The organism is Xenorhabdus indica, assembly GCF_014467235.1.
GTDB lineage: Bacteria > Pseudomonadota > Gammaproteobacteria > Enterobacterales > Enterobacteriaceae > Xenorhabdus > Xenorhabdus indica.
In genome coordinates, this window is the sequence record NZ_NKHP01000034.1 from 1 (window position 1) to 24,362 (window position 24,362).

The 24,362-nt window shown below is 44.1% G+C and carries 27 protein-coding genes; 20 read left to right on the forward strand and 7 right to left on the reverse strand.

Going from position 1 to position 24,362, the window contains the following annotated elements; translation table 11 throughout:
• The 5 genes from Xind_RS18215 to Xind_RS18230 form a co-directional block, all read left to right on the forward strand.
• Window positions 1–1,154: DNA primase family protein (locus Xind_RS18215; protein WP_222941859.1), on the forward strand; the 1,154-nt coding region annotated here is incomplete at its 5' end.
• 573 nt (window positions 1,155–1,727) lie between these two features.
• Window positions 1,728–2,153 (forward strand): DcrB-related protein, encoded by a 426-nt coding sequence (locus tag Xind_RS18220; RefSeq protein ID WP_099136674.1) that lies wholly within the window; start codon window positions 1,728–1,730, stop codon window positions 2,151–2,153.
• 12 nt (window positions 2,154–2,165) lie between these two features.
• On the forward strand, window positions 2,166–2,822 hold the full coding sequence (locus Xind_RS21890; protein WP_246432611.1) for a PAAR domain-containing protein: 657 nt from the start codon (window positions 2,166–2,168) through the stop codon (window positions 2,820–2,822).
• 60 nt (window positions 2,823–2,882) lie between these two features.
• Window positions 2,883–6,320 (forward strand): RHS repeat-associated core domain-containing protein, encoded by a 3,438-nt coding sequence (locus Xind_RS18225; RefSeq protein WP_246432612.1) that lies wholly within the window; start codon window positions 2,883–2,885, stop codon window positions 6,318–6,320.
• 1 nt (window position 6,321) lies between these two features.
• Window positions 6,322–6,642, forward strand: a complete 321-nt coding sequence (locus tag Xind_RS18230) for a hypothetical protein (RefSeq protein ID WP_187650742.1) — start codon at window positions 6,322–6,324, stop codon at window positions 6,640–6,642.
• Window positions 6,643–7,229: 587 nt separating this feature from the next.
• Here Xind_RS18230 and Xind_RS18235 read toward each other — a convergent pair.
• Both Xind_RS18235 and Xind_RS18240 read right to left on the reverse strand, forming a co-directional pair.
• Window positions 7,230–9,008, reverse strand: a complete 1,779-nt coding sequence (locus Xind_RS18235; protein ID WP_187650743.1) for an ATP-binding protein — start codon at window positions 9,006–9,008, stop codon at window positions 7,230–7,232.
• The gene (locus Xind_RS18240; RefSeq protein ID WP_187650744.1) at window positions 9,005–10,210 is read right to left on the reverse strand and encodes an SIR2 family protein; all 1,206 of its coding nucleotides are present in this window, start codon (window positions 10,208–10,210) and stop codon (window positions 9,005–9,007) included. The genes Xind_RS18235 and Xind_RS18240 overlap by 4 nt, the downstream gene beginning before the upstream one ends.
• A 932-nt stretch (window positions 10,211–11,142) precedes the next feature.
• On the opposite strand from Xind_RS18240, the gene Xind_RS18245 reads away from it, so the two are divergent.
• From Xind_RS18245 to Xind_RS18265, 5 genes are all read left to right on the forward strand, one after another.
• Window positions 11,143–11,313, forward strand: coding sequence for a hypothetical protein (locus Xind_RS18245; RefSeq protein WP_187650745.1), 171 nt, complete (start codon window positions 11,143–11,145; stop codon window positions 11,311–11,313).
• The gene (locus Xind_RS18250) at window positions 11,297–12,166 is read left to right on the forward strand and encodes an integrase domain-containing protein (protein ID WP_187650746.1); all 870 of its coding nucleotides are present in this window, start codon (window positions 11,297–11,299) and stop codon (window positions 12,164–12,166) included. The genes Xind_RS18245 and Xind_RS18250 overlap by 17 nt, the downstream gene beginning before the upstream one ends.
• 256 nt (window positions 12,167–12,422) lie before the next feature.
• On the forward strand, window positions 12,423–12,692 hold the full coding sequence (locus Xind_RS18255; protein ID WP_187650747.1) for a helix-turn-helix domain-containing protein: 270 nt from the start codon (window positions 12,423–12,425) through the stop codon (window positions 12,690–12,692).
• 106 nt (window positions 12,693–12,798) lie between these two features.
• Complete coding sequence (locus tag Xind_RS18260; protein WP_246432613.1) at window positions 12,799–13,251, forward strand: hypothetical protein; 453 nt, start codon at window positions 12,799–12,801, stop codon at window positions 13,249–13,251.
• Window positions 13,252–13,288: 37 nt separating this feature from the next.
• Window positions 13,289–13,618: a hypothetical protein gene (locus tag Xind_RS18265; protein ID WP_187650748.1), complete on the forward strand. Its 330-nt coding sequence runs from the start codon at window positions 13,289–13,291 to the stop codon at window positions 13,616–13,618.
• A 272-nt stretch (window positions 13,619–13,890) separates the two neighbouring features.
• On the opposite strand, the gene Xind_RS18270 is transcribed toward Xind_RS18265, so the two are convergent.
• The 3 genes from Xind_RS18270 to Xind_RS18280 form a co-directional block, all read right to left on the reverse strand.
• Window positions 13,891–15,048: a tyrosine-type recombinase/integrase gene (locus Xind_RS18270; protein ID WP_187650749.1), complete on the reverse strand. Its 1,158-nt coding sequence runs from the start codon at window positions 15,046–15,048 to the stop codon at window positions 13,891–13,893.
• A 496-nt stretch (window positions 15,049–15,544) separates the two neighbouring features.
• Entirely contained in the window at window positions 15,545–15,907 is a 363-nt protein-coding gene (locus tag Xind_RS18275; protein WP_052189717.1) for a hypothetical protein, read from the reverse strand.
• Window positions 15,908–16,197: 290 nt separating this feature from the next.
• Window positions 16,198–16,803, reverse strand: a complete 606-nt coding sequence (locus Xind_RS18280; RefSeq protein ID WP_047684841.1) for a helix-turn-helix domain-containing protein — start codon at window positions 16,801–16,803, stop codon at window positions 16,198–16,200.
• Between the two features lie 145 nt (window positions 16,804–16,948).
• On the opposite strand from Xind_RS18280, the gene Xind_RS18285 reads away from it, so the two are divergent.
• The 7 genes from Xind_RS18285 to Xind_RS18315 all read left to right on the forward strand — a co-directional run bounded on the left by Xind_RS18285 (window position 16,949) and on the right by Xind_RS18315 (window position 21,981).
• On the forward strand, window positions 16,949–17,185 hold the full coding sequence (locus Xind_RS18285) for a transcriptional regulator (RefSeq protein ID WP_047684838.1): 237 nt from the start codon (window positions 16,949–16,951) through the stop codon (window positions 17,183–17,185).
• 41 nt (window positions 17,186–17,226) lie between these two features.
• Window positions 17,227–18,009, forward strand: a complete 783-nt coding sequence (locus Xind_RS18290; RefSeq protein ID WP_047684835.1) for a helix-turn-helix domain-containing protein — start codon at window positions 17,227–17,229, stop codon at window positions 18,007–18,009.
• Between the two features lie 15 nt (window positions 18,010–18,024).
• On the forward strand, window positions 18,025–18,609 hold the full coding sequence (locus Xind_RS18295) for an ATP-binding protein (RefSeq protein WP_047684832.1): 585 nt from the start codon (window positions 18,025–18,027) through the stop codon (window positions 18,607–18,609).
• Entirely contained in the window at window positions 18,606–19,967 is a 1,362-nt protein-coding gene (locus Xind_RS18300) for a replicative DNA helicase (RefSeq protein WP_187650750.1), read from the forward strand. The genes Xind_RS18295 and Xind_RS18300 overlap by 4 nt, the downstream gene beginning before the upstream one ends.
• A 15-nt stretch (window positions 19,968–19,982) precedes the next feature.
• The gene (locus Xind_RS18305; RefSeq protein WP_187650751.1) at window positions 19,983–20,378 is read left to right on the forward strand and encodes an antiterminator Q family protein; all 396 of its coding nucleotides are present in this window, start codon (window positions 19,983–19,985) and stop codon (window positions 20,376–20,378) included.
• Window positions 20,379–20,591: 213 nt separating this feature from the next.
• A complete protein-coding gene (locus tag Xind_RS18310) occupies window positions 20,592–20,792 on the forward strand; it encodes a hypothetical protein (protein WP_187650752.1) in 201 nt (66 codons plus the stop codon).
• 100 nt (window positions 20,793–20,892) lie between these two features.
• The gene (locus Xind_RS18315; protein ID WP_246432614.1) at window positions 20,893–21,981 is read left to right on the forward strand and encodes a DNA-methyltransferase; all 1,089 of its coding nucleotides are present in this window, start codon (window positions 20,893–20,895) and stop codon (window positions 21,979–21,981) included.
• Here the strand turns inward: Xind_RS18315 and Xind_RS18320 are convergent.
• Window positions 21,941–22,378, reverse strand: a complete 438-nt coding sequence (locus tag Xind_RS18320) for a type II toxin-antitoxin system HicB family antitoxin (protein WP_187650753.1) — start codon at window positions 22,376–22,378, stop codon at window positions 21,941–21,943. The genes Xind_RS18315 and Xind_RS18320 overlap by 41 nt on opposite strands.
• Window positions 22,379–22,401: 23 nt before the next feature.
• On the reverse strand, window positions 22,402–22,584 hold the full coding sequence (locus Xind_RS18325; RefSeq protein WP_047685233.1) for a type II toxin-antitoxin system HicA family toxin: 183 nt from the start codon (window positions 22,582–22,584) through the stop codon (window positions 22,402–22,404).
• A gap of 118 nt (window positions 22,585–22,702) precedes the next feature.
• Between Xind_RS18325 and Xind_RS18330 the strand changes: the two genes are divergently transcribed.
• The 3 genes from Xind_RS18330 to Xind_RS18340 are packed head-to-tail and all read left to right on the forward strand — an operon-like array spanning window position 22,703 to window position 23,905.
• Window positions 22,703–23,041: a phage holin, lambda family gene (locus Xind_RS18330; protein ID WP_420856082.1), complete on the forward strand. Its 339-nt coding sequence runs from the start codon at window positions 22,703–22,705 to the stop codon at window positions 23,039–23,041.
• Window positions 23,025–23,459 (forward strand): lysozyme, encoded by a 435-nt coding sequence (locus Xind_RS18335; RefSeq protein WP_187650754.1) that lies wholly within the window; start codon window positions 23,025–23,027, stop codon window positions 23,457–23,459. The genes Xind_RS18330 and Xind_RS18335 overlap by 17 nt, the downstream gene beginning before the upstream one ends.
• Window positions 23,456–23,905: a lysis protein gene (locus Xind_RS18340; RefSeq protein ID WP_187650755.1), complete on the forward strand. Its 450-nt coding sequence runs from the start codon at window positions 23,456–23,458 to the stop codon at window positions 23,903–23,905. Before Xind_RS18335 ends, Xind_RS18340 begins: the two co-directional genes overlap by 4 nt.
• Window positions 23,906–24,362: the final 457 nt, after the last annotated feature.

The window sequence follows — 24,362 nt, forward strand, 5'->3', positions numbered from 1 at the left end:
TGGATGCCCTGAAATTACAGCTTCCCATGATGCAATCGCCAAAACGCCACTTAATCGGGTTCAGCAATGGCGTGTTTGACCTGAAAGCCTGCCAGTTCCGGCCTCATCGCAAACATGACTGGTTGCTACTGGCGAATGATGTTGAATTCAATTCCCCTGTTTCGGGGGAAACCCTGAAAGACCATGCCCCGCAGTTCTGGCACTGGCTCAATCGGGCAACAGCCAATTGTGAGAATAAGTTTGATCGGGTACTGGCAGCGCTGTTTATGGTGCTGGCAAACCGCTACGACTGGCAGTTGTTTCTGGAAGTGACCGGTGCCGGAGGCAGTGGCAAAAGCATTTTTGCTGAAATCTGTTCAATGCTGGCAGGCAAAGGCAACACTGTTTCTGCCAGTATGGCCGCACTGGAAAACCCACGGGAACGGGCGCTGATTGTGGGGTATTCGTTGATTATCCTGCCAGACCAGACTCGCTATGTGGGCGATGGCTCCGGCATCAAAGCCATTACAGGCGGGGATGAAGTCGCTATCGACCCGAAGCATAAACAACCTTATTCAACCCGCATTCCTGCGGTGGTCTTGGCGGTAAACAATAATGCTATGAGTTTCAGTGATCGCAGTGGTGGCGTATCACGGCGTCGGGTAATCTTCAATTTTTCCGAAGTTGTGCCCGAAAATGAACGTGATCCACTCCTGCGGGATAAAATCCCGGCAGAACTGCCTGTAATTATTCGGCATCTGCTGCATCGGTTCGCTGACCCACAAGCCGCAAGGCGTTTACTGGCAGCGCAACAAAAATCCGCAGAAGCACTGGATATCAAACGTGGCACCGATCCACTGGTTGATTTCTGCGGTCACTTGATTGCATCTGATGAAGCTGACGGCCTGTTAATCGGGAATGCGGAGATTGTGCCATTTAATCCTCGTAAGTACCTTTATCACGCCTACCTTGCTTATATGAAAGGCAACAACCTGAATAAACCCATTTCTGTAACCCGTTTTGGCATGGATATGCCGGGCGCACTGGCGGAGTACAGGGAGCATTACCTGCGCAAGAAAAGCAAATGCGGCATTCGTAGCAATCTGAGCCTGAATATTGATACCGCCATTGAGTGGCTGCCAAAACTGACAAGTCATAACCTGGCAGAAGAATAATTTTTTCTTTATTGATGATAATTTTCAAAGAAATATAAAAAAGTGTTCACTTTATAATTTAAACCAGATATATCAACACATTATAGGGTGAATAGTTATTTTTAAACTGTTCATAACTCTTCAACCCTGTTCACCTTTTTCAGATTGAAGGTGAACGGTTGGATGAAGAGTAGTGATGAGTTTGATTTCAAGTTATCACCATTTAACAACATGAATTTAAATGAAAATATTAATAGGTGAATAGGGTGAACAGTTTTATCCCTAATTCTTTAGGAGATGGGGGTAAGTGAAAAGTTTTTTCTGGCAGGTGTTTTTTCAGCTCTCTGGGTTATCGGGGTAATGCATTAGCCCGGTAACCCGGAGAAGACAAGCGCAGCGCGTCAGGATGATTTTAATCTGTTGTATTACGTGGAATTAAAATTATGTAATTAACTGATTTTATTTTAGAAGAGAAGTTAATCACAATTTTCCTTATAGACTCTTATTCGCTCTGGAATGCGTAAGTGGTGACGTTATATTCTGCTTCATTAATGTGCTAATAACATGTACCTATCATTAATGAGGCAAGGAAATATGGAAACACGCTCGCGTTGTCAGTTTACTGAAGGCAGCATCACCCTACCGGAAGGCTATCAGGAACAAACTGTCAATATTATCATCGCACCAAATGTTCCCGCATTGAATATTAGCCGCGACCAGTTAAATGAAGGGGAAGATTTAGCCGATTATATCATCCGCCAGAAAACGTTGTTGAAAAACGGTCTGCGAGACTGGCAGTTCCTCGAAGAACAACCCACCATATTAGGTGACAATTTGCTGCAAGGCCATCTGTTGCTTTCCCGTTATCGCCCCAAGAAAGGGCAACAGGTTTATCAGTGTCAGGCGGTATTTCTGCGGGATGAGAAAAAGGTGCTGATTTTTACCCTGTCATCCCAGCAGGCATTTACGGAATCACAGCGGCAGTGGCTGGATGACTGCCTGAAAAGTTTTCAGTTCTAGGGAGAGAATATTATGCCAGAAGCGGCAAGGCTTGGGGATACGATAGGTCATTCCAGTGCAATGGCCGGGTTAGTTGCAGGTACGATTATTGGTTCATTGATTTCAGCCGCAGGCGGGATTGCCGCAGGTTTTCTTTTTGTGGCTGGAGTAGCCGCCTCCTGTGTCGGGGTTGGTGTTTTGTTGATCGGCCTTTCCATTGCGGTGGGAATGGCAGCAGATTCGTTAGGGAATATGGCACGCGATGCCTGTGTTTCGGCAGGTGCTTCGTCACGAAGTCCCAGCGGAACTATTACCAGTGGTTCCACGAATGTTCTTATCAATAATAAACCAGCTGCAATCGCAAAACGAAGTATGGTGGTTTGTAACAAAGAGATCGGTCCCCGCCAGATGGCACAAGGCTCTGATTCCGTCTTCATTAATGGATTACCTGCCTCACGTGTAGGAGATAAAACGACCTGTGATGCGGCCGTAATGACGGGTTCTTCAAATGTTATTATTGGTGGAGGAACAAAAACAGAAGCAAAAATTACTCCAGAAATTCCCCAATTGGCTTATAACATCTCAGACGCAACTATGTTTTTGGCTGGATTTACCAGTTTCGGTGGAGCAGCATATAAGGCATTAGGTGCATTGCCAAAGCTGTTCAGTAAAATCCCGAATGCAGCCTAAATTAGTAAGACTCTTTGCCGATTAAGTAATTTAGCGGTTGGTGCTTCACTTGTAGGTATCATGTCAAGACCAGTTGAAGTGATTGCCGGTCAGAAATTCCTTAATGACGACGATGAATTGGATTTTGTTTTTGAAGCTGAATTCCCGTTGTACTGGCAGCGTAGCTATTTGAGCAGTTATCAGTATGACAGTGTGCTGGGGCAGGGCTGGAATCTGTTCTGGGAAAGTCGATTAGCTCGCGTGGAAGAAGGTATTCTCTGGCGTAATTTATCCGGGGATATTATCCCGTTCCCGGATGTACCGGAAGGCCATCGCTGTTTCTGCCCTGATGCACAAAGCTGGCTGATACACACCGAAGGCGGAGAATGGGAAATCCATGATGCAGGTGAGTTGGTTTATTACTATATCGCCTTTGATAATGATGGTATCAGCCGGTTAAGCCATATCCGTGATAATGTCGGCAATGAACAGCGGTTCCATTACAACGACCAGCATCAGATGATTAATATCACGGGGTGCGGTGGAATGAATCTGCACTGTGATTATGCAGTCATAGAAATCGATGGCAAAACGGTTTCCCGATTAAGCAGGGTCTGGCGGGAGCTGTATAACGGTCAGCGCATTCGCCTTTGTCACTATCATTATGATGACAATGCCCGTCTTGTTGGCATCAATCACCGCAGTGACCATTTCCAACGTCAATTCGGCTGGACAGATCACGGCATCATGGCGTGGCATGTGGACAAACGTGGCCTGCGCTGTGATTATGAATGGGAACTGACCGAAGATGGGCTATGGCGCGTTATCAGCCAGAAAACCAATGAAGGTGCAAGTTACCGACTGGATTATGATGATAAAAATCTGATCCGCACCGCACACTGGTATGATGGTTCCCACTCCATCTGGGTACTCAACGAAGAACATCAGACTATTCACTGTGTTGATCGTAATGGTACTGAGCACCATATATTATGGGATGAGTTCGGTCTGCCAAACGGATACAAAGATGCTGAAGGTCATACCCGGCAGGGAGAATGGGATAAATTCGGCCGTCTCCTGAGTCTGACCGATGGCAACGGTGACAAAACGCAGTGGCAATATCAAAATGACACTGACAGATTGACTTTTATTTTCTGGCCGAATGGTGCAGAAATGTCGCTGGATTATGATGAATTCGGTCGCCTAATCAGTGAAACCTCGCCACTTAAGCAAACCACTCGTTTTCATTACAGCCCAAATACTCTGCGGCCTTATCAACGCATTGATGCCAAAGGCGGAGAAAGCCGTTTTATGTGGAATGGTCAGGGGCAGTTGATCCGCCATACCGATTGTTCAGGCCAGAGCAGCGACTGGCAGTACGACAATGAAAATCGGCTGAGCCGCTTTACCAATTCCCTGATGGAAGCTGTCCGCTATAGCTATAACGATGATGGTCAGTTGGTGCTTGTCACCTATCCCGATGGCTCAACAGAGCAGATGGACTGGGATAGTGCCGATCAACTTATTCATCACCAGCGTAATGATAATGTCTCTCGTGCTTGGGAATACAACACATTAGGACAAATCGTCTGTACAACAGACCGCCTGCAACGGCAGGTTCGTTACCAATACAGTCCCGAAGGACATCTGGTGCAGATTGAGAATGCTAATGGTGGCCGTTATCTGTTGAATCGTGATGCTGAAGGGCGCCTGATTGAAGAAATCCGCCCTGACGATACATTGATCCAGTATGAATACAATGTTGCTGGTTTGTTGAGTACTGAAAAACGGATGGGAGATCGAGTATTTCGGCAACCCGTGCGCCCGGCTTATCTGCATTACGATGCGGCGGGTAATCTTATCAAAAGGGAAACTGATACCGACAGCTACCAGTATCAGTGGGATAATATGGGGCGTTTGTTGGAAGCGAATCGTGTTCCTAATGCCTCCGGGAAACAGTTAGGATTGCTTCCGAATACGATTAGCTTTGAATATGATGTGCTGGGGCGCGTGATTAGGGAGCAGAACGGCGAGGACGTGATCCAGTTCAGTTATGATGAAATGGATAATCTGACTGAATTGACTCTTCCACAGGGTGATACTTTGCGTTGGCTCTACTATGGTTCCGGTCATCTCAGCGCTATTCGCCATAATCAACAGATGATTACGGAGTTTGAGCGTGACAACCTGCATCGTGAAACCAGCCGGACACAAGGTAAATTATTCCAGTTTCGTGAATATGACCCATTAGGGCGTCGCATCAGCCAATACAGTGTCAGGGATAAATCAGCATCCATCGAACAGGGCAAACCGTGGCGGGCATGGCATTATGACAGGCAGGATGATCTGTGTCTGATGGAAGATCATTACCGTGGTTGGGTGGAATACCTGTATGACTCTGAAAGCCGACTGAAAAAAGTGACTAGCGTAGACAGCTTTGAAGAAATGCTGTGGTACGACCGTGCAGATAACCTGCTTGAACGTCCACAATCTATTATGGAAAAAGAGGCGGAAGAGAATAAACACCTGACACCACAGGGCGACAGGTTGACACACTGGAACCAGTGGCGTTATGAGCATGATGCGCATGGCAATGTGATTTCTCGTGGAACAAGCACCAATAACAAGCAAACCTATCGTTATGATGGTGATAATCGCCTGATTATCGCCGAAGGTAACGGTATGAAGGCCAACTATCATTACGATGCGCTGGGTCGGCGTATTCGCAAGGTAGTCACAACATGGCCGACAGGCACACCTCAGCAGGAACAAACGGATTTTGTCTGGCATGGACTGAAATTATTGCAGGAACGCAACGCCAATACAGGTAAAACCCAGACCTATTGTTACGAATCCCATGACAGTTACACCCCGTTAGCCTGTATTGTTGCCAAAGGCTCTATGCATGATTATTTCTGGTATCACGCGGATATCAATGGCGCGCCACTGGAAGTCACGGACGAAGACGGGAAAATTGCGTGGTCAGGAAAATATGATGCGTTTGGTGCGGTCAACAGCACCACAATGGCGTATTTTACCGATACGGAACGTTCACCGAAAAACTTTGACCAAAACCTACGTTATGCAGGGCAATATTTTGACAAAGAAACGAGGCTGCACTTTAATACCTATCGGTATTATGCGCCGGAGATTGGGCGGTTTTTGACGCCTGATCCAATAGGGTTGAACGGCGGAATCAATCTTTATCAGTATGCGCCGAATCCGATTACTTGGATTGATCCTTGGGGTCTCAGTAGTTTTATGGAGACCGTCGGTGGTTCAATCACAACTACAGGGAAAAAATTCCAAGGTGCTGAAATATATAAATTTAAGGATAAAGTGAAGGTAGGTGATGTTACCTTTAAGAAAGGCGATTATTTTTATATAGATAATCTTCATAAAGACCACTATGAAACGTTCTCATCAAATGATAAATCCAAAGGCGTGTTTAACCTAGATGGTTCTTATAATGAGAAAAAGTCAGAGAAGGCAAAAAAAAGAAAAGGACCTGGGTGCTAATATGGGCAAAAATGTTAAAAGTTACCTTATGAAAAATAAGGATGACCTCATAAGTGGAACATTCTGTTATAAGCTGTTCGAAGAAAGTATCTTTGATTCAGGATTGTTAATTGAACTGATTGATATGTCTAATAACTTTCTTAGAGAACATGATGATCACGAAGTTATCCAACTATTAGAATGGATTATTGGGTGTGTTGACCAATGTTTTCTATCTCACAGTGATCACAATGATTATTACAAGATAAAAAACTATTCAATAGATATAGAAAGTAGCTGGCAAGAAGTTTGGAAAAAAGAATTAATGGACCTCTTGGAATAAAATAAATTTGTAATAAAAAGCCGGAAGAGCCCCATGATCTTCCGGCTTTCTTTGTATATAGAAAACCCCTAGCTGGGGATACTAATTCATTCTTACCGTGGTGAATATCTATGCCACGTCAGCAGTACGGGTAAAAACGTTTTTTAATAAGCTGATAGTAAAAGAAAAAATCTCTTTAAAAAGTATGACTGTGCCGGAATCGTTCCTAAGGTCCGATAGGGCTAAATGGCGGGTTGAACTTGTATCGGTAGACGATGATATGAACCTCCAGCACAGATGGGAACAATTTCTGACGTATTCGGGTATGGTATCCCTAACCCTTTTGGTTACCACAACAAGTGAAAACTTAAGACATGGAATTACAAGAAATTATCAAGCAGACCAAACTCCTCAAGCCTAAAAGCCAAAAAAAGATGAATGAGAACTTTCTTCATCTCATTGATCAAATTGAGAGTTCGTTAATATTAGAAGGACCTTACCGCTCCGATCTAGTTGTAAGGCCAACCGTCTTTTATGTATCGTAGGATAGTGTCAGGTCAAATCGCAGCTAATATATCTAAAACACCTCAAATATGCTCTTTCATTCTCTAATTCCAAAGAGATTCAATATCAATATCGTCACTGTCTGGCCTACTACCGTCAGGCATCTCATTGAATTGAACAACCATTGGGACATCGAATGATGTTCCTATAATTATCGAACAACCCTTTGAAAGGTTGGGAATCATTTGTCGTGAGAGTTCATCAAGTGAGCTAATAGTGTTCTCTAGCAACTTGAGGTCACGCTCATTGACTAAGCGATGAATAAAAAAATTATGTAGCTGGGACATAATCGTAGGTGAGATATCTGCTGGCCTCTGGCTTGACAAAGTTAAGAAGAAACCAAATTTACGGCCTTCTTTGATAATTTCCTCAAATAGCTCCAAACGATAATCCTTCCAACTCTCACTCTCTCGACTCGATTGGGTCGATAGTATGTTATGAGCCTCATCAATTATCATGTGGAATGTTTGCTCTGGTGAACTCTGATTCATAACCTTCTGCTTGTGTTCACCATAATAAAACTTAGCAAGCAAAAGTGGCATAACCTTCTTAATTTCTTGGTTAGTCTTTCGAAGTGATATCACTGACAGTAACGTGTTTTCTGGTGATTCTTCTCCAACGTCAAACACACGATCTAGTGCCGTCAATGACGCTTCTACTCTCTTTAGTAGAGGTTGAATATGGTCGAACTGAACATAACCGCTAATGAGGTCAGAAAGAAGTTGAGTGTTGATTCTCAGTTTTAACTCACTGAATGACGATAACTTTCTAATGTTGATGCCGTCTACGTGTTCTTTGCAATGATGATTGTACGCAGGGTCATTATCACCACCATTAAAATAATTTGGGCGGGGGGAGTTTGGGAAATACAACCGAGATCTGTCACCATGCCAGCCTATTTCCCTAACTTTTTTCTCTAGGTCTTGGGAGCCAACAAGTTTTGCAATCTCTTCAATAAGAGCTACAAACTCTTTCTTTTGTGCGGTACTTGTGAGAGCACGCTTGATAGTTGACTTGACGTAAGTTTGTAAGCTATCTGAATTGTCTTTGAACCTGTTTCGACCAGAAACTATCCGCTTTAAGAACGGCTTCTGAGTATTCTCGGTTGCTTTAAATAAGATACCGAATAATTCTTCATCCCAGAATACATCGCTAGTGAGTGGAAATTTATCGCCATCATCATTGCGAGTATCTAGTTGATATACCTTCTTATATTCGTCTTTTGATATTAACTGGTTATTTGTGTACTCTCCATTAAAGTCGATAACAACAAAGTGACTCTTGTCTATGAGCTTGTCCAGCTTATTGCGAAAAAGCGTTGTGTATATGTTAGTCAGCGTATTAGATTTGCCACTACCCGTATTGCCGAAAATTCCTATATGAGTGTTGAATAGCTTTACCCAAGGTAGCGATATAGGTATTTCTTCAGTAAGCGTTTCACCGACAACGAAGTTGTCATCAGGCTTTCCAAAGATAGATTTAACCTGAGTGTCACTCATTAAGTACGCGATATCACGGATCATTGGCAGGTGTTTCATGCCTTCATAAAATTCATTGAACAGGAAATGTCCAATTGGTACTAACTCAATTTTACGGATATAGCAGTCGTTCTCTTCGTCTTTCAGTCGTTCATCTAGGTATTCGCCTTGAACTTTAGCAACGATATCCTTGAATCCACGACGAATCAAAATGAACTCTTGGATCGATACGCCGTTGAATTTTTTGCCGTTATAGAACAACGTTTCGTTGTTGGACTCTTCGTATAATCTTACAGTGATATTAGTGCCTTTAACTGAAATTACTTCACCAATTGCTATAGTCATTTGACACCACCAATTGCAGCGTCAAGCACTGGCTTCATGGTTTCTTCAGGCACAGGCTTGTTTAGTTTATTTACCGTGAAGTATTCATCATTGAAAAGCTTAAAATCTAATGTTCTATCTTCAGAGTAAATCAACTTAACATTTAAGTACTCTTTGAACATCTCCGACATCCTGTCTTGTGTTGATTTGTCATAGCACATTACGTACATAGTCAATGACGGATTAGACAATGCTCGCTGTACAAGACTGAGAATGTGCTCGTCGGCAAAAGAGAAGCCGAAAGTAATTAATTCTGAATTAGGACGTTCAAGCTCATAACTTAGGTGACGAAGAATCTGATAGTAAGCCTCTTCAAAGACGGTTTCATGAAACTTCCACTTTGTAGGGTTCACGATAGGCATCTTGTCATAATCCTGCCAAAATTGGTCAGAACGAAGTTTCGTAAAATCTGTTTTAAATTCAAATTCACTCAGGTCATCGAGCGATTTCTTTTTATCATAAAGAATCACCTTGCAAGCATCTAGAATATCATTTTCGTCTTGATTGAAGTCTATGTTGTAACGGCTAGTACCGTAATTAAGTTCAATATCGCCATCTTTTTTGCCTTTCATCCAATGTACTGAGCCGTGAGCATGCAGAAGGTTTACTTGAGGAAGAAACTGTTCGTGGCGGTCAAACACGCCTTTATTTACGATACGGTTATTGAAATTTTTTGTGTGGAAAGTACGCGCTTGAAAACCAGTGCTACCATCATTAACGTTGAACTGAGATGTTCTTTCTGCCATCAATTCTTCGCTAACAATTTCAAAGCAATTATCGTAGTTAGTTGTGAAAATATTTGCTTTTTTGGCTGACGGTTTTTGCTTGTTTAAGACGTGAATCAAAGTAGTCATGAACCGCTTATATTCTTGAATAACACTTTCTTTATCTGGCAGTCTAAGAGAAGTAGGAATATCTCTAGCTGGAATTGAAGGTAAACCAGGCTTAATACATTCTCGGTAGTACAACATGAACAGTAGTGTTGTCATGTCTTTGTTGTTTTCATATTTCTTTGCAAGTGTCTCGAATGTGCACTTCCTACCATCTATCTTCTTTTTTATCTCTAGTGCTAACGTCGGTAGAAAACCATGTGAAGCACCAGCACCAATAAGAAAGTTCAGGTTATGATCGTAGATTTGATGTAAGTTAAATTCAGCAGTCATTTAATCTATTTCCAAGAATAAGTCATGTCGATAGAAAGACTGAATAGCCACCTAATCAGAAAACACAGGTTGGCTACACAGATATAAAACTTAATAGATATTGATTCATTAGCTAAATTTGGTCAAAGAGAAAAGCTAAAGAGTATAATATCTTGAGGGATAAAATGAGTTAGAGTAGGCTGATAAAACTAGTCTTATTATGAAGTTATATGTTACGGATTAAATTCCAATTCACCCGTAACATAAGCTGTTGACCCTACTCACCATAGCCGCTAATATTCCACTTACACTAATGATCCATCGCCTGTCAGGATCGCCTTCGGGTGGCGAAAGAAAACTCCTGTAGCCTGAAAGGGAGAGCAAGAATTGCGGTACATCTGCCCACCTTTGGAAGCAGATATTGCCAAGACATCTAAACCCTCGTCTGGCAATGAAGGTCTCTTAAACTAATAGATAGCCCAAAAGGATATCTTTATCTGGTTACTTAAGTGTATTGAGCGTGGATTCATACACTGGCGTTTTAAATCAACATAAATCCTATTTCTCTTCAATGAACAACAGGATAGCTTTTGCGTATCTGTTCATACTTTTATCTATCCCTGTTTGAATTATTCAACAGACAATTTTTCTACAGCTAATCCATCAACATGACTACCATTTGACATTTAACCTTACGGCGTTTTGCTGTGCCTGATGGCACTTCAACGTTCGCACGATTTTTGTTGATTGTTTACAGAACTCAAGGCGTCACTTTTTGCGGATTTACCGCTGAAAGTGACGCCGCAGCCAAAGAACCACACAACTCTGACAGGCTCACGTCTACTTCACCACTCAGTGAATCTGACACTGCATTTTTAGAGTGAAAAAGGAGAACTTGACGATATCGAGGCTGGCTTTTAGCCGGTGGGGATGACCTGTCAACACAGGCGGCAGTGCAGCGTACTCAACCGATACCCCGCAATACCTCAACCTGCGTTCACTCTGGCGCACAGATATCGATCAAGGGCAAGACGGATTCTTCTGTTTTGCCAAAACGATCGCGCGCCAGAGATCGCATGTTGTCAGGTATACGAGCGGGAGAAGCAGATGAGTCGATTGATTAAAGAATTAAAATTTTTTGCCCGGCAGTGTGGTGGCTGTCATAAGACCTGCCATGATCGCATTCGGATTGCAGAACGTCTGGGCGCGCTGCTGTTAAGCCTGAATATTCAGGTGAAAAATCTCGGTCATTTGAAAACCAAGCACGTAGAACAATATATTGATGCCCGCTTATCTCAGGGAATTGCCAAGCGAACGGTGCAAAATGAAATGGCGGCACTGCGTAATATTTTTCGTATGGCTGGCAGGAAGAAACTGGAAACCTCTCCGCGTTTGAGCAATCAGGCATTGGGATTAAGTGGAACCAGCCGTGCTGGAACGAAACAGGCGATCCCTGATGCTACATTTCAGGTTGTTTATCAGAAGGCACTTGAACGTGATGTCGGATTTGCCGTCACACTAAAGCTCTCCCGCTTGTTGGGATTACGTTCTCAGGAAGCGGTGCAATGCAGTGCTTCATTGAAGAGCTGGCTGAAACAGTTAGATCAACCTGAACCAAAACTGCACGTTGTTTTCGGTACGAAAGGCGGCCGACCACGGCAAACCTGTGTACTGAATGTTACAGCGGTAAAAGAAGCTGTAGAGCAGGCAATTGCCATTGCAGAGCAACGTGACGGCAGGTTGATTGATAAGCCGGATCTCAGGCAGGCCATGAACTACTGGCGAGCACACACCACAAAAATTGGTTTAACCGGTTGCCATTCTCCCCACAGCCTGCGCTATGCGTGGGCGCAGGATGCTCTACGTTTTTACCAGCAAAATGGTTTTAGCCGTCAGGAAGCACGGGCACTGGTTTCAATGGATTTGGGTCATGGTGATGGTCGGGGGCGTTATGTCGAACGGGTTTATAGTCGTTAAACTTAGCCTTTCGGTTATTGAGTCCGATAATACAATCAGTTAAAGTATTCACGCCATTAGCAAAATCTAATGGTCAAGGCGTCGCGGCCTTGTCACTCATAGACACTGGCAGAAATTTTGCCAGTGTGCCTGTTATCGCCTTTTCAATGGTGATTCAGGTGGGGGAGACGTAAGTCTCGCTGGTTATGAGTGCCAGTCCGCGAACCCTGTCTGAATCGCCACCATTAATGATTAAATTATGGAAGGGGTAACAGGAATGAATAACAACAATGTTCAAAATGACTGGCACCAAGCTGATATCATCGCTGCATTACGTAAACGTGGTACAACCTTAGCAGCTCTTTCTCGTGAAGCGGGACTGAGTTCATCGACACTGGCAAATGCACTCAGCAGGCAGTGGCCTAAAGGCGAATGGATAATTGCTAACTATCTTGAAATCCATCCCTCTGAAATCTGGCCGAGTCGGTATTTTGATAAACGTGGTCAATTGATTGAGCGTAAGGTTCGTAGGATTTCTGTTGAGTAGATTGATCTCAATGAAATAAACCATGAGGTAAAATAATATCTATAGTTTTTAATTTTATACTCATGGTTATAATTTTTGTTAATAATAAATTATTAAGGAATATATTTTGAAACATTGCCAAAGATCACCTGCATTCTCAGAAATAAAACGAGAGATAAGAAAATATGCTAGAAACATGAATAAATGGTGGGGGAAATTACAGCACTATACAATTGCGGAATGGTCATTATTAATAGGTATAGGATGTTGGGGCGTACCAAATAAAGTAGCTCAAATAATTTCCTTCACACTCAGCTTGATGTTCTTTTTTGATAAGCTTTTTTCTATTGGTTATAAATATAGTTTCGTAAAAATGGAGAAGAACATAAAGGATAAAATAATAAAATTATATTTATCTGATAATGAAAGAGATATTTTATTTAAAAAATTAGATAATGTGAGAAGGTTTAGAAGTATTTGGAATTCTTGTTATGTATTTAAACGGAACTGGAAATTTATATTTGGAGGTGCTTTTCTTGGAGGATCATTTGTTTATCATTTTTTTAAATTAAATTGTTAATCTGTTAGTTAATTATATTTCCTATGAAACATATAAAATGAATAGTGATCTTTACTCAAAACTTAATTCTTTATCTAAAGAATTAGATGATTTTTATTCGAGAGAAAATTCATTTTCACATGATGACTATTTTGAAAATAAGAAAATTAAAACTAAAATTGTACATTTGATCTTGGATGCTAAAAATTCAGGAGAAATTGAGTTTGCTGATAAAGTTCTGATGTTTCTTTTTGAAAATACAGGTTGTTATGAGGAGCTTCTGATTTTAAATGAAATAAGTAAACCATTATTTGACGCTGAAATTCTTAATGCTGAGTCCTTAGATAAATATCTGATTGAATATTCTCCGTTATCTCGATGGCTTTAAACTTGCCATTGTTCTCTGCAATGAGATACCATCGACCAGATTAAAGCTATCATTGCATATTTGGCAACATTTCTTTCATTGATGATATTTTTGCAACAAAAAACCTATTCTCAACAGTGCCAACCAAACAAAAATTAGGTAAACAGAGATAAAATAATATGGGGGTATTATAGGGGGTATGGTGGGTAATTGAACTAAATAAAATATTTTAAAAACAGTAAATTAAATTACTTTATCGAATCCTGTAGGGATTTAAAATCAATAAGTTATCTTCATTTCGCAACCACAATTTTTCCTGATTGGGACGGATTTGGGACACCTCCACCAAAAAGCACATCAATTTGTCGTGCATGTTCGGTCAGATGATTCGGTGCTAAGTGCGCATAACGCCTAACCATTTCGATTGACTCCCAGCCGCCCATTTCCTGCAAAATTGATAATGGAACACCTGATTGTACTAACCAACTCGCCCATGTATGGCGTAGATCGTGAAAGCGAAAATTCTCTATTCCTGCACGCTTTAACGCCGAATTCCAGGCTGTGTTATCATCAACACGCATTTTCCTTACGTTAGGTAATGCGACTCCATTGGGATTGATTGCTGATTTGGAATGGACAAAGACCCACTTATTATGGTTTCCGATTTGCTCTCGCAGTACTCGGCAAGCCGTTTCATTTAAGGCTACCCCTATCGCCTTTGATGATTTACTTTGATCAGGGTGTATCCAGGCAACCTGTCTTTGCATATCAATTTGTGACCATTCCAGATTAATAATATTTGAGCGCCTTAATCCGGTAGCCAGTGCAAATTTGACAACAGATTTAAGGGGTTCAGGGCATTCATCAACCAATCTTTGCGCCTCTTGAGGTTCTAACCATCTGACCCGTTTTTCTCTGACGGCTGGAACTTTGATTACAGGGGCTTTTTCTAACCATTTCCAGTCCCGTTCAGCCGCTCTCAATAAGGCTTTTACCAAGGCTAAGTGTTTTGCCTTGGTTGCGACTGATACTGACACTTCTTTATAGGCGGGGATCTCGTGCCCTTTCTTCTTAGCCGCCTGAACCTGACTTTCCCAACGTGCTTTAGCTTTACGATTTTTCATCTTACTGACCGCCGTGTAGATACTGGCCTCCGTAATATCTTTTAACCGTACACTGCCGAAGTATTCCAGCCAGAATCCCATGCGCCCCTTATCATCATCCAATGATTTCTTATCCGCTTTTTCCTCAATCCATCGCAAACAGGCTTCGTCAAAGGTGACATCAGGAAAATCACCTAACCGCTCTATGCGCCATAATTCGGCTTTTCTTCGGTCGTGCAACTCCTGAGCTTGCTTTTTGTCCGTTGTTCCAAGCGACTCTTTAATTCTTTTGCCGCCTGGTGTCGTGTAGTTCCCATACCATGTATTTCCTCTACGGAAGATTGACATTTTTTATCTCCTTTTTCTGCCACATCTACCGTGCTCACTGGCACAGTTTGGATCGAATTGTTAAGTGCTGCAAGACATGCCGCGTATGTAAATAAATAAGGGGATCTGGGTTTGGCGGGATCTTTCTTGTTGTAGGCTATTTTACCAATAGCACACCAATAGGATAATGTATCGACATTAATGCCGATAAAGTCAGCCGCCTGTTTTCGGGTAAGACTGACTTTTTTCTTATTATTGGCGACGCGTCTCATTTTATCTCTCTCTGAATATAATTCGTATATTTCACGTATAGTAAACCCGCACGGATTTAGTGCTGAATTTCATATGATTGAGTTGTTTATTTTTATTTCAGATAATCTATTGCCGCTATTTTCCTTGCATTATTGAAAGAATTAGTTATCAATGATGGTGATTTTTATTTCCGAGGCTGAAAACTCAGTATCGGCATTCGATAGCGGCTTTTTATTTTATTCAACTACCGTATAACAATTTTTTATTATTGGCAGCGTTTTGTTTTCTGTTGGGATTGAGTAAAAGGTAATATATCCATTAAATACATATAACTTCCTTTTCGCTGATAAAGCCCATAGCCGTGACCATCAACAGGTTCTAAATGATAGCAAGGGATCGGTTCGGTATGTTTTTGTCTGACGTGGTACATCGCCAATAGATAATGTTTAAATTCCTCTTCATTATTTATTTCCCGGTCATTATTCTTTTCTGCCAAAAAGGGAAGATAGAAGTGCTCTGAATACGGAACGATGGCTGTCACAATAGGGGTAATAATACCTTTAATGTGGTGGGTACTTTTAGGTGTTGTTGTCGGTTCTTCGATGATGGCAGAAATAAAGGTACGCATAAATCCTCATGTTAACGCTTTTATTATTTTGCAGTGATTACTCCTATCACTTTGATGCCCCTAACGTTATCACCGAAAACCACTTAAATCCATACCCTGAGTGATATAAATTAAATAATTCCATTATATTATTGATATTAAATAGTTTTTATTTGGAGTGAGCTGAATGATTTTTTTAGCGTGATAATGACAGGGGCGGTGAGCATCCAAGACGCTGTATGAGAAAAAAAAACAGTGTCTTGGCGTAAAAAATCGGCGGAATTTGCGCGTGGAATGAAGCCGGGAAGCGGTTATCGTTTTCGTTTCATGCCACGAAATAAACAGACAATCACCCCGACGATATCGATTTCAGGCGAAACCGGGATCAGAGGAATACGGGTATCGTCAACCGACAAATAGCCCACGCCACCGCCCAGCTTATAACGATAAACAGAATACTGTTCACCGATGCGGGCATAGACTAAATCATCATTGCCCCTCTCTCCCTGAGTATCGACCACGATTAAGGCGCCCGCCGGGACATCAGCGCAACCGGTATTTTGGGGGATGCGGTAAGCCCGGCAGGTGTCAAACGCAGCCTTCTGCTCAGACAGGGCCGGTACCATGAAAGCGTCGCGGGTGGCATGTTCCTGCTCATAAATTTTGACCGACACATAGCGGTTGTACTGCCCGGCCATGTCATCCTCATCGTGAAGTTTATTACCACTGCCATCACTGAGCCATTCCGGGCGCACACCCAGCGCCTGGGCTAAGTCAATGATCCGGCCGGTTTTCGTCGCCGTCCCGGAGAGTAATTTCCATATCATGGATTGTGCCATGCCAGCTTTTTTTGCCAGCGAAGATTGGGTCAGTCCTTTATCTGCCATGGCTTCTTTTAATCTGTCAGCAAGCGTCATAAGTGCCTCATGAGTTTATCTGGGTATTCTGAATGATGGGTTGCTCATTCTATCCCTAAAGTGATACCTTTACAAACACACTGATAGTGATTTAATCTGACCGTTAGTGATATTATGATGGCAAACGTATGGGAACGGGGAAAAAATGAAAAACAGCGTGATAGAGAAAGTGATAGATATTGCCGGCAGCCAGACCAAACTGGCTCAGGCACTGGGGTGTGCGCAATCGCTGATTAGCGGGTGGCTGTATGGCAAAAAACGGGTTTCGGTGTCATTGGTGCCCGAGATCGTGATTTTTTCAAACGGGGTGGTTCAGGCCCATGAACTGCGTCCGGATTTGCCTAAAGTCTTTCCACCCCCTGATGTCAGGGTCGGTGAGTAAACAGGCAGGGTGTTTAGCGTAGGGTAACAGGGAGAAACGACATGAGTATGAGCTTGATGGTGCAGGCAATGAGTATCCGGGTGGGCAATCCCCTGCGGAAACTGGTGCTGATTAAGCTGGCCGATAATGCGAATGATAAAGGGGAATGCTGGCCATCGTATCAGCATATTGCGGATCATTGTGAGTGCAGTAAAAGTGCGGTGAGAAATCACATTGCTGCCCTGATTAAGCTGGGCTTGCTGAGCAAAGAAAACCGGCTCGGTAATCATAATGGGAAAGGAAATGCCTCGAATGTTTACACCCTGCATTTATCGGCTGCCCCTGTGTCGCTAAATAACATTCCCCCTGTGCCAGCCGCTGGCAGCCCTGTGTCATCTGCTGGCACCCCTGTGCCGCCAGATGGCAGACCCCCTATGCCGTCAGATGGCACCAGAACCAGTCACTCTTTTGAACCCGCCAATGAATCAGTCAAAGAACCTATAAAACCCCAGGGGGCTGGGCAGAGAGAAGCCGCAAAAAAATCAGCATTCGATCCACTCACTGCTAAACCAGAAAACGTCAGCGCCGAAACGTGGGCAGACTGGGTGACGTTCCGGCAGGAAATCAGGAAACCCCTGACGGAAACCAGTTGCCGACAGCAGGCCAGACAACTGGCTGCATGTACTAACCCTGATGAAGTGATTTGTACCTCGATTGCCAACAGTTGGCAGGGACTCTTTCCTGACAGACCCAAATTCGGGCAACGGCAGCAAACCAACACCCATACTGGATTTGAACACAAGCGCTATGAAGCTCACGGTGCGAACTGGACAAAAAATATTTAAGGAGCAGAAAACGTGATGGAAACACAAGAACCCGGAATATTAAAAATCGTTCCCCGCTTTGCGCAGGCCAGCTTTGCGACCTACGAGCCGCAGAGCCTGATAGCTGAAAATAACCTGAAAACTTGTCAGGGCTATGTCCAGACATGGGAGGACCGCAAGCAGGCCGGGGAAGGTATGATCCTGTGCGGACGTCAGGGAACCGGCAAAACTCACCTTGCCGTGGCCATTTGTCGTGAGATTGCCGCCGGGGGTGATGAAGCGGTTTTTATCACCACCGCATCACGTATCATCCGGGCGTTTCGTCGCTCATGGAACAGCGAAGGGGAGATGAGCGAGTTTGACACCCTGAAATTTTACAGCGAGCTGGATTTGCTGGTAATTGACGAAATCGGGATGCAGTACGGCACAGAGTCTGAACGCCATATTCTGTTTGAGGTGCTGAATAATCGCTATGAAGACCTGCTGCCCACTCTCCTGATCAGTAACTTGCCTGTCACTGAGCTGGCGCAGTTTTTGGGTGACCGGACGCTGGACAGAGTGCTTCAGGGTGGCACGGTACTGGCTTTTGACTGGGAAAGTTACAGAAGGGAAATCGCATGAACGAATATGATTTGGAAATGGCCGTCATCAGTGGTTTGTTATCGGGTGGGGCGACACCGGACGCTTATGACGTATTGGCGATGTTGCCGGATGAGGCGTTCAGCTCCGTTCATCTGCGCCGGGTGTACAGAGAAATCAAAAAGCAGGCCCTGAGCAGCACCATTATCGATCCCTTTTTCATTGCAGATGCGATGGGAGAGGAAAGGGGTATTCTGGCTAACTTGCTGGAACTGGCTAAGACCCCGGTCTGGCAGGCAAACCTAAAAGGCTATGCGGAAAAGGTCATGCGTTACTGGCGTGTACGTCAGGTCACTGATCTGATTAACCGTTATCAGAAAGCGATTCAGGCCTGCGGCAATCACACGCAAGCGGAAGCACTGATTGAGGCGTTTGCGTCCCAGTTTAATGGATTATCCCAGGGCGATAACAGCTTACAACCCGTTGTCATCGGCACATTGCTGGATAGATACGTTGAAACACTGGAAGCGCGTCATCAGGGCAAGACAGGTATGATCCTGACAGGCATTGAGCCGCTGGACGAACTGACCGGCGGATTCAACCCAACTGACCTGATTTTGCTGGGCGGACGTCCGGGGATGGGCAAAACGGAACTGGCCCTGTGCATGATTGACGGGATGACCCGTGACGGGGGCGGGGCTTTGTTGTTTTCCATGGAAATGGCAGCGCCACAAATTGCTGAACGAATGGTGGCGAGTTCGGCTGCGATGCCCGTGTCTAAACTCAGAAACGGTGAACTGTATGATGAAGACTGGGGACGCATTGGTCATGCACTGGGTTCACTTATCGATCGGGATATTCATGTGCTGGATGCCAGTGATCTGAGTATCGAACAAATTTGTGCCATCAGTGAAGCCCATAAGCGTCGCTACCCGAACTTAAAGGGCATTTTCGTAGACTACCTTGGGTTGATTAAAAAACCCCGGGCTGACCGCCACGATCTGGCTGTGGCAGAAATATCGAAGACACTGAAAGGGCTGGCGAAACGGCTGTACACTCCGGTCACGGCATTGAGCCAGTTATCAAGGGAAGTGGATAAGCGTCCCTTGCATCAGCGTCGCCCGGTGGGCGCAGATTTACGTGATTCCGGTTCACTGGAGCAGGATGCGGATCGTATTCTCTTCACTTATCGGGATGGGGTGTATAACCCGTTCAGCCCCGCCAGCCAGTACGCGGAAATTATTCTGGAGAAGAACCGTCACGGGCAGACCGGTACGGTTTATCAGGCATTCAGGCACGGCCATTACCAGCCAACCGATCAGATAGCGGCTGCGGAAGTGTGCCACAGGCCGCAACACACCAGACAAAAACAACGCCGTTATGCCGACCGGGCACTTTAACAGGGGAGTGGGCGAATGCGTGATATTCAATTAGTCATGGAACGCTGGGGCGCATGGGCGGCAGATAATCGCGACGGGGTTTACTGGTCACCCATTGCGGCAGGCTTCAAAGGACTCATTCCTAATAAAGTAAAGTCCCGCGTACAATGTTGTGATGATGACGCCATGCTTATTTCAAGTTGCATGGCAAAACTGAATCAGCAGCATAGTGATGCCCATGACTTGCTGTTTGATTATTATGTTTTCGGTAAAACGTTTATGCAATTGGCCCATGATTATCACTGTTCTGATACGCATATCGGGAAGCGATTACAAAAGGCTGAAGGTGTGATTGCAGGGATGTTAATGATGCTGGATATCCCACTGGACATGGATAAAGACACCCCCGTTAGCGTAACATCCATCATGTAGCGATTTTTAAAAATAAATCTTTACGATCGTAAAAACGCTGCTATTGTGATAAACGTGATGACAAAGTCACCCGCTTATTAATAGCAGATATTTTAAACCTTGCCCCGTGCAAGGTTTTTTTACGCCTGAAATAAACATAAGACTTGCTGTTGTGATAGGTCAGAGTTACATGTGTGTTCATGCACAAAAACTCACCAAAAGGTTAGAATTATCATGTTAAAACATGAAGATATGACAATAACAGCCGCCTGTGTTTTAGACGCCGTGCCTTTGCATACGTGGTTTTCTGTTTCTGAAGTGTCTAAATTAATGGGGCTGCCTGAACCCCGTTGCCAACTACTGTTAACACAATTTCGTCTGGCGGGTTTAATGGAAAGCCGGGAGGATGAGACATTTTTCAAACGTTCTTCCTGATGGGGCTATTTCCCAGAATGTGAAAGCGCAGGCCGGTGAATGCCGGCTTTTCGTGTTGTGGTTCGCCTGAAAGCCGCCAGCGTCAAGAGGAAAAAAGCGAATGGATTTACGCCCTGTCACCTTAGTCAACGATGACGCCCTGAAATTTATCAAAACCCTGCCGGATAACTGTATCGACCTGATTGCCACTGACCCGCCGTATTTTCGGGTAAAAGCGTGCAGTTGGGATAACCAGTGGGACGATGTGACGGCCTACCTTGCCTGGCTGGACGAACTGCTTGCCGAGTTCTGGCGGGTCCTGAAACCGAACGGCAGCCTGTATATGTTTTGTGGTTCGCGTCTGGCCTCTGATACTGAGCTGCTCGTTCGTGAACGCTTTAACGTGCTGAATCATATTATCTGGGCGAAACCGTCTGGCCCGTGGCGCAGGCAACATAAAGAAAGCCTGCGCATGTATTTTCCGGCCACGGAACGTATTATTTTTGCTGAACATTACCAAGGCCCCTATCACCCGAAAGGCGATAGCTATTTCAAACAATGTCGGGACCTCAAACAGTCCGTCTTTAAACCGCTGGTGGATTATTTTCGTGATGCCCGGAAAGCGTTAGGCGTCACGGCAAAAGAAATTAACACCGCCACCGGGAAACAGATGGCCAGTCACTGGTTCAGCGACAGTCAGTGGCAGTTACCTAATAAAACTGACTACCAGAAACTACAGGCGCTGTTTGACCGCATCGCCAAAGAAAAGCACCAGCGTGGTGAACTGAACACCCCGTATCCTGAGCTGGTGGACTCTCATTTAATCCTGTCGCGTCAGTATGATGAATTGCGGCAGGAATATGGTTTAATGCGCCGCTCATTCACCGTGACGGCAGATGTGCCTTATACCGATGTCTGGCAGTTTGCTCCTGTGCAATATTATCCGGGCAAGCACCCGTGTGAAAAACCCGCTGATTTAATGGCGCATATTATCCAGTCCAGCAGCCGGGAAGGGGATCTGGTAGCCGATTTCTTTATGGGGTCCGGGGCAACCCTGAAAGCGGCGTTGAAATTGAACCGTCGTGTATTGGGGGTGGAGCTGGAAGAAACGCGATTTAAGCAGACGAAGCAAGAGATTAACGAGCAGGGCGATAACTCGCCCCACCGTTTTAATCAGGTTGCAGCTCATGTCGGGCAGCTTCGGCAATAAAATGGCTACGATCCCGGTATCGCATCGGATTTTGTTTTACTTTGGTATCGATGCGTTTGATGAGAATATCAGGTAAAGCGACATTAATACGTTGCTGTTTTCCCTCAAACTCAGATAAATCGATATCAATCACAAACCAGCTATCAAAATCCGCATATTCAGGATTGGCAGCATAAACCAGGTGTCCTGCATCGTGAAGTTGATCCACAGTGAAATCGCGGCTGACAATCATGTCCTCAAGGGTGAGTAAAATGGCTTCGCGCACCATCGCAGGAATTTCTGATTGAGTATCAGCGGCAGAAAAACAACCACAGTCATGATCGAAAAAAGCCGGGACAACCATCCCGTATGCCGTATTTTCATCTTTGGGTGTTTCAACACCGACTGAGAAAAACATAGTAACCTCCAAGAGGGCGGGGATCAGATCCCCGCCGATTTTTTAATGGATTTAACAGTACCCAGTGGTAAATCTTTTTTCGGGTGCGGTACAGGAAACGTTTTCCCTGTTATCGGAGACCACCACATTTGATGGCTTGTTCCTTTATGCCGTCGCAATTCACACCCTGCTGCTGTTAGCTCCTTTATCAGGTCAGTCGATTTCATGTTTCCTCCTAACCTGAAGTTCATAATACACACATATACACACAAATCAATGTTTGTTTGTTAACCGGGGTGAACCTATTTCACCCTGCGGACGGCTATTGTTCTAATCGAGGGGAATATGAAGATGAAAGAAAATCCTGATATCTGGGTGCACCTCGGTGACTGGCTTCTATCGGTAAAAGAGCAAGGCATCGGAGGGGCACTCGCCGGGACAATGGCCTTCCTTCGCGGTCGTTATAACGGCAGCGGCTGGTTAAAAGTCTCTATTGATGCCTTTATGTGTGCCATGTTCGCCTGGTTCATTCGTGATGTCTTAAATCTGTTTGGCCTAAATCCTGACTTGGCTTATATCGGCAGTGTGGTGATTGGTTATTTAGGTACAGACTTTATCGGCCAATTGTTGCGTAAGGCGGCAAAGAAAAGAACAGGAGCCTCTTCTGATGGAAATCAGCGATAAAGGTCTTGAGTGCATTAAGCAGTATGAGGGCTTGAAACTAAAAGCCTACCCTGATCCCGCAACCGGTGGTATTCCGTGGACCATTGGTTATGGGCATACAAAAGGGGTTAAGAAAGGCGATGTGATAACCGAACAGCAAGCCGAGGCATTCCTGCATAATGATCTCCAACCTATTTACACTACATTAAAGCAATGGGTTAAAGTTCCGCTGAATCAAGGCCAGTTTGATGCCTTGTGCTTGTTTATCTTCAATTGTGGTAGCGGTAACTTTTTGGGTTCCACGCTACTGAAGAAACTCAATCAAGGTGATTATGCTGGTACAGCAGCAGAGTTTCCCCGATGGAATAAAGCAGCAGGCAAGGTTATGCGTGGGCTGGATAATCGCAGGACATCTGAACGCCAGATGTTTTTATCATGAAGCTCAATTTCACCTCTGACGTTGTTATTGCATTGATTATCTCTTCAACCGCCGCCTTATTATACCGCTTTGGCTATAAGAAACAGCTCGGCATCAATAGCGATCAGATAACAGAAATCCAGCAACTGACTGACACCATCAACTACCAGAATACACATATTGACATGCTGCATGAATTGGATAGCAAACACACTGAGGAACTCGCCCATGCCAAGACTGAAATTGATACTCTGCGGGCTGATATTGCCGCTGGCCGTCGCAAGCTGTACATCCAAGCCACCTGTCCTGTGTCAGAAACCACTGCCTCCGGCAGCGTGGGCACTCCAACCACCGTCGAACTCACTGGAGAAACTGAATCAACTGTTCTCGATATCCGAGAAGGTGTCATCAACGACCGGGCAAAACTGAGATATTTGCAGAAATATGTTAATAGTGAGTGTAAATAACGAACTGAGGTCATCAGGTCACCAATTACGAAATACTTTGAATACTCACATCTATCAGCACACTTATAAAAAGTTAGTAAACTTATAGATGATCTTGCTCGGTTAATGGATGAGTCATTATGCAATGAAATTGTGACACTCTTCTACTATCATGATAATTACCATAAGAAATTATGGAGTATTTTCCCCTTTGCTTATAGATTTTGACCTATAAAAAGGCAACATGAGCATAGGATAGGGATGGAAAGACGTGGTAATTATTTTATAAACCCAATACGAGTAATTGGAACTGGCAAATTCGGATATGTAGAAGAAGTGGAACTTTATAGCCTTGATAATAATAAATGTGGCAGCTACGCTAAATACCTTTTCATAATTATGAGACTTCCATATTTCCTATTCCTTTCCAGCTACTTGCTGAGGCTGTATTCAAAAAGATCTTAATTTTTTTGATCAA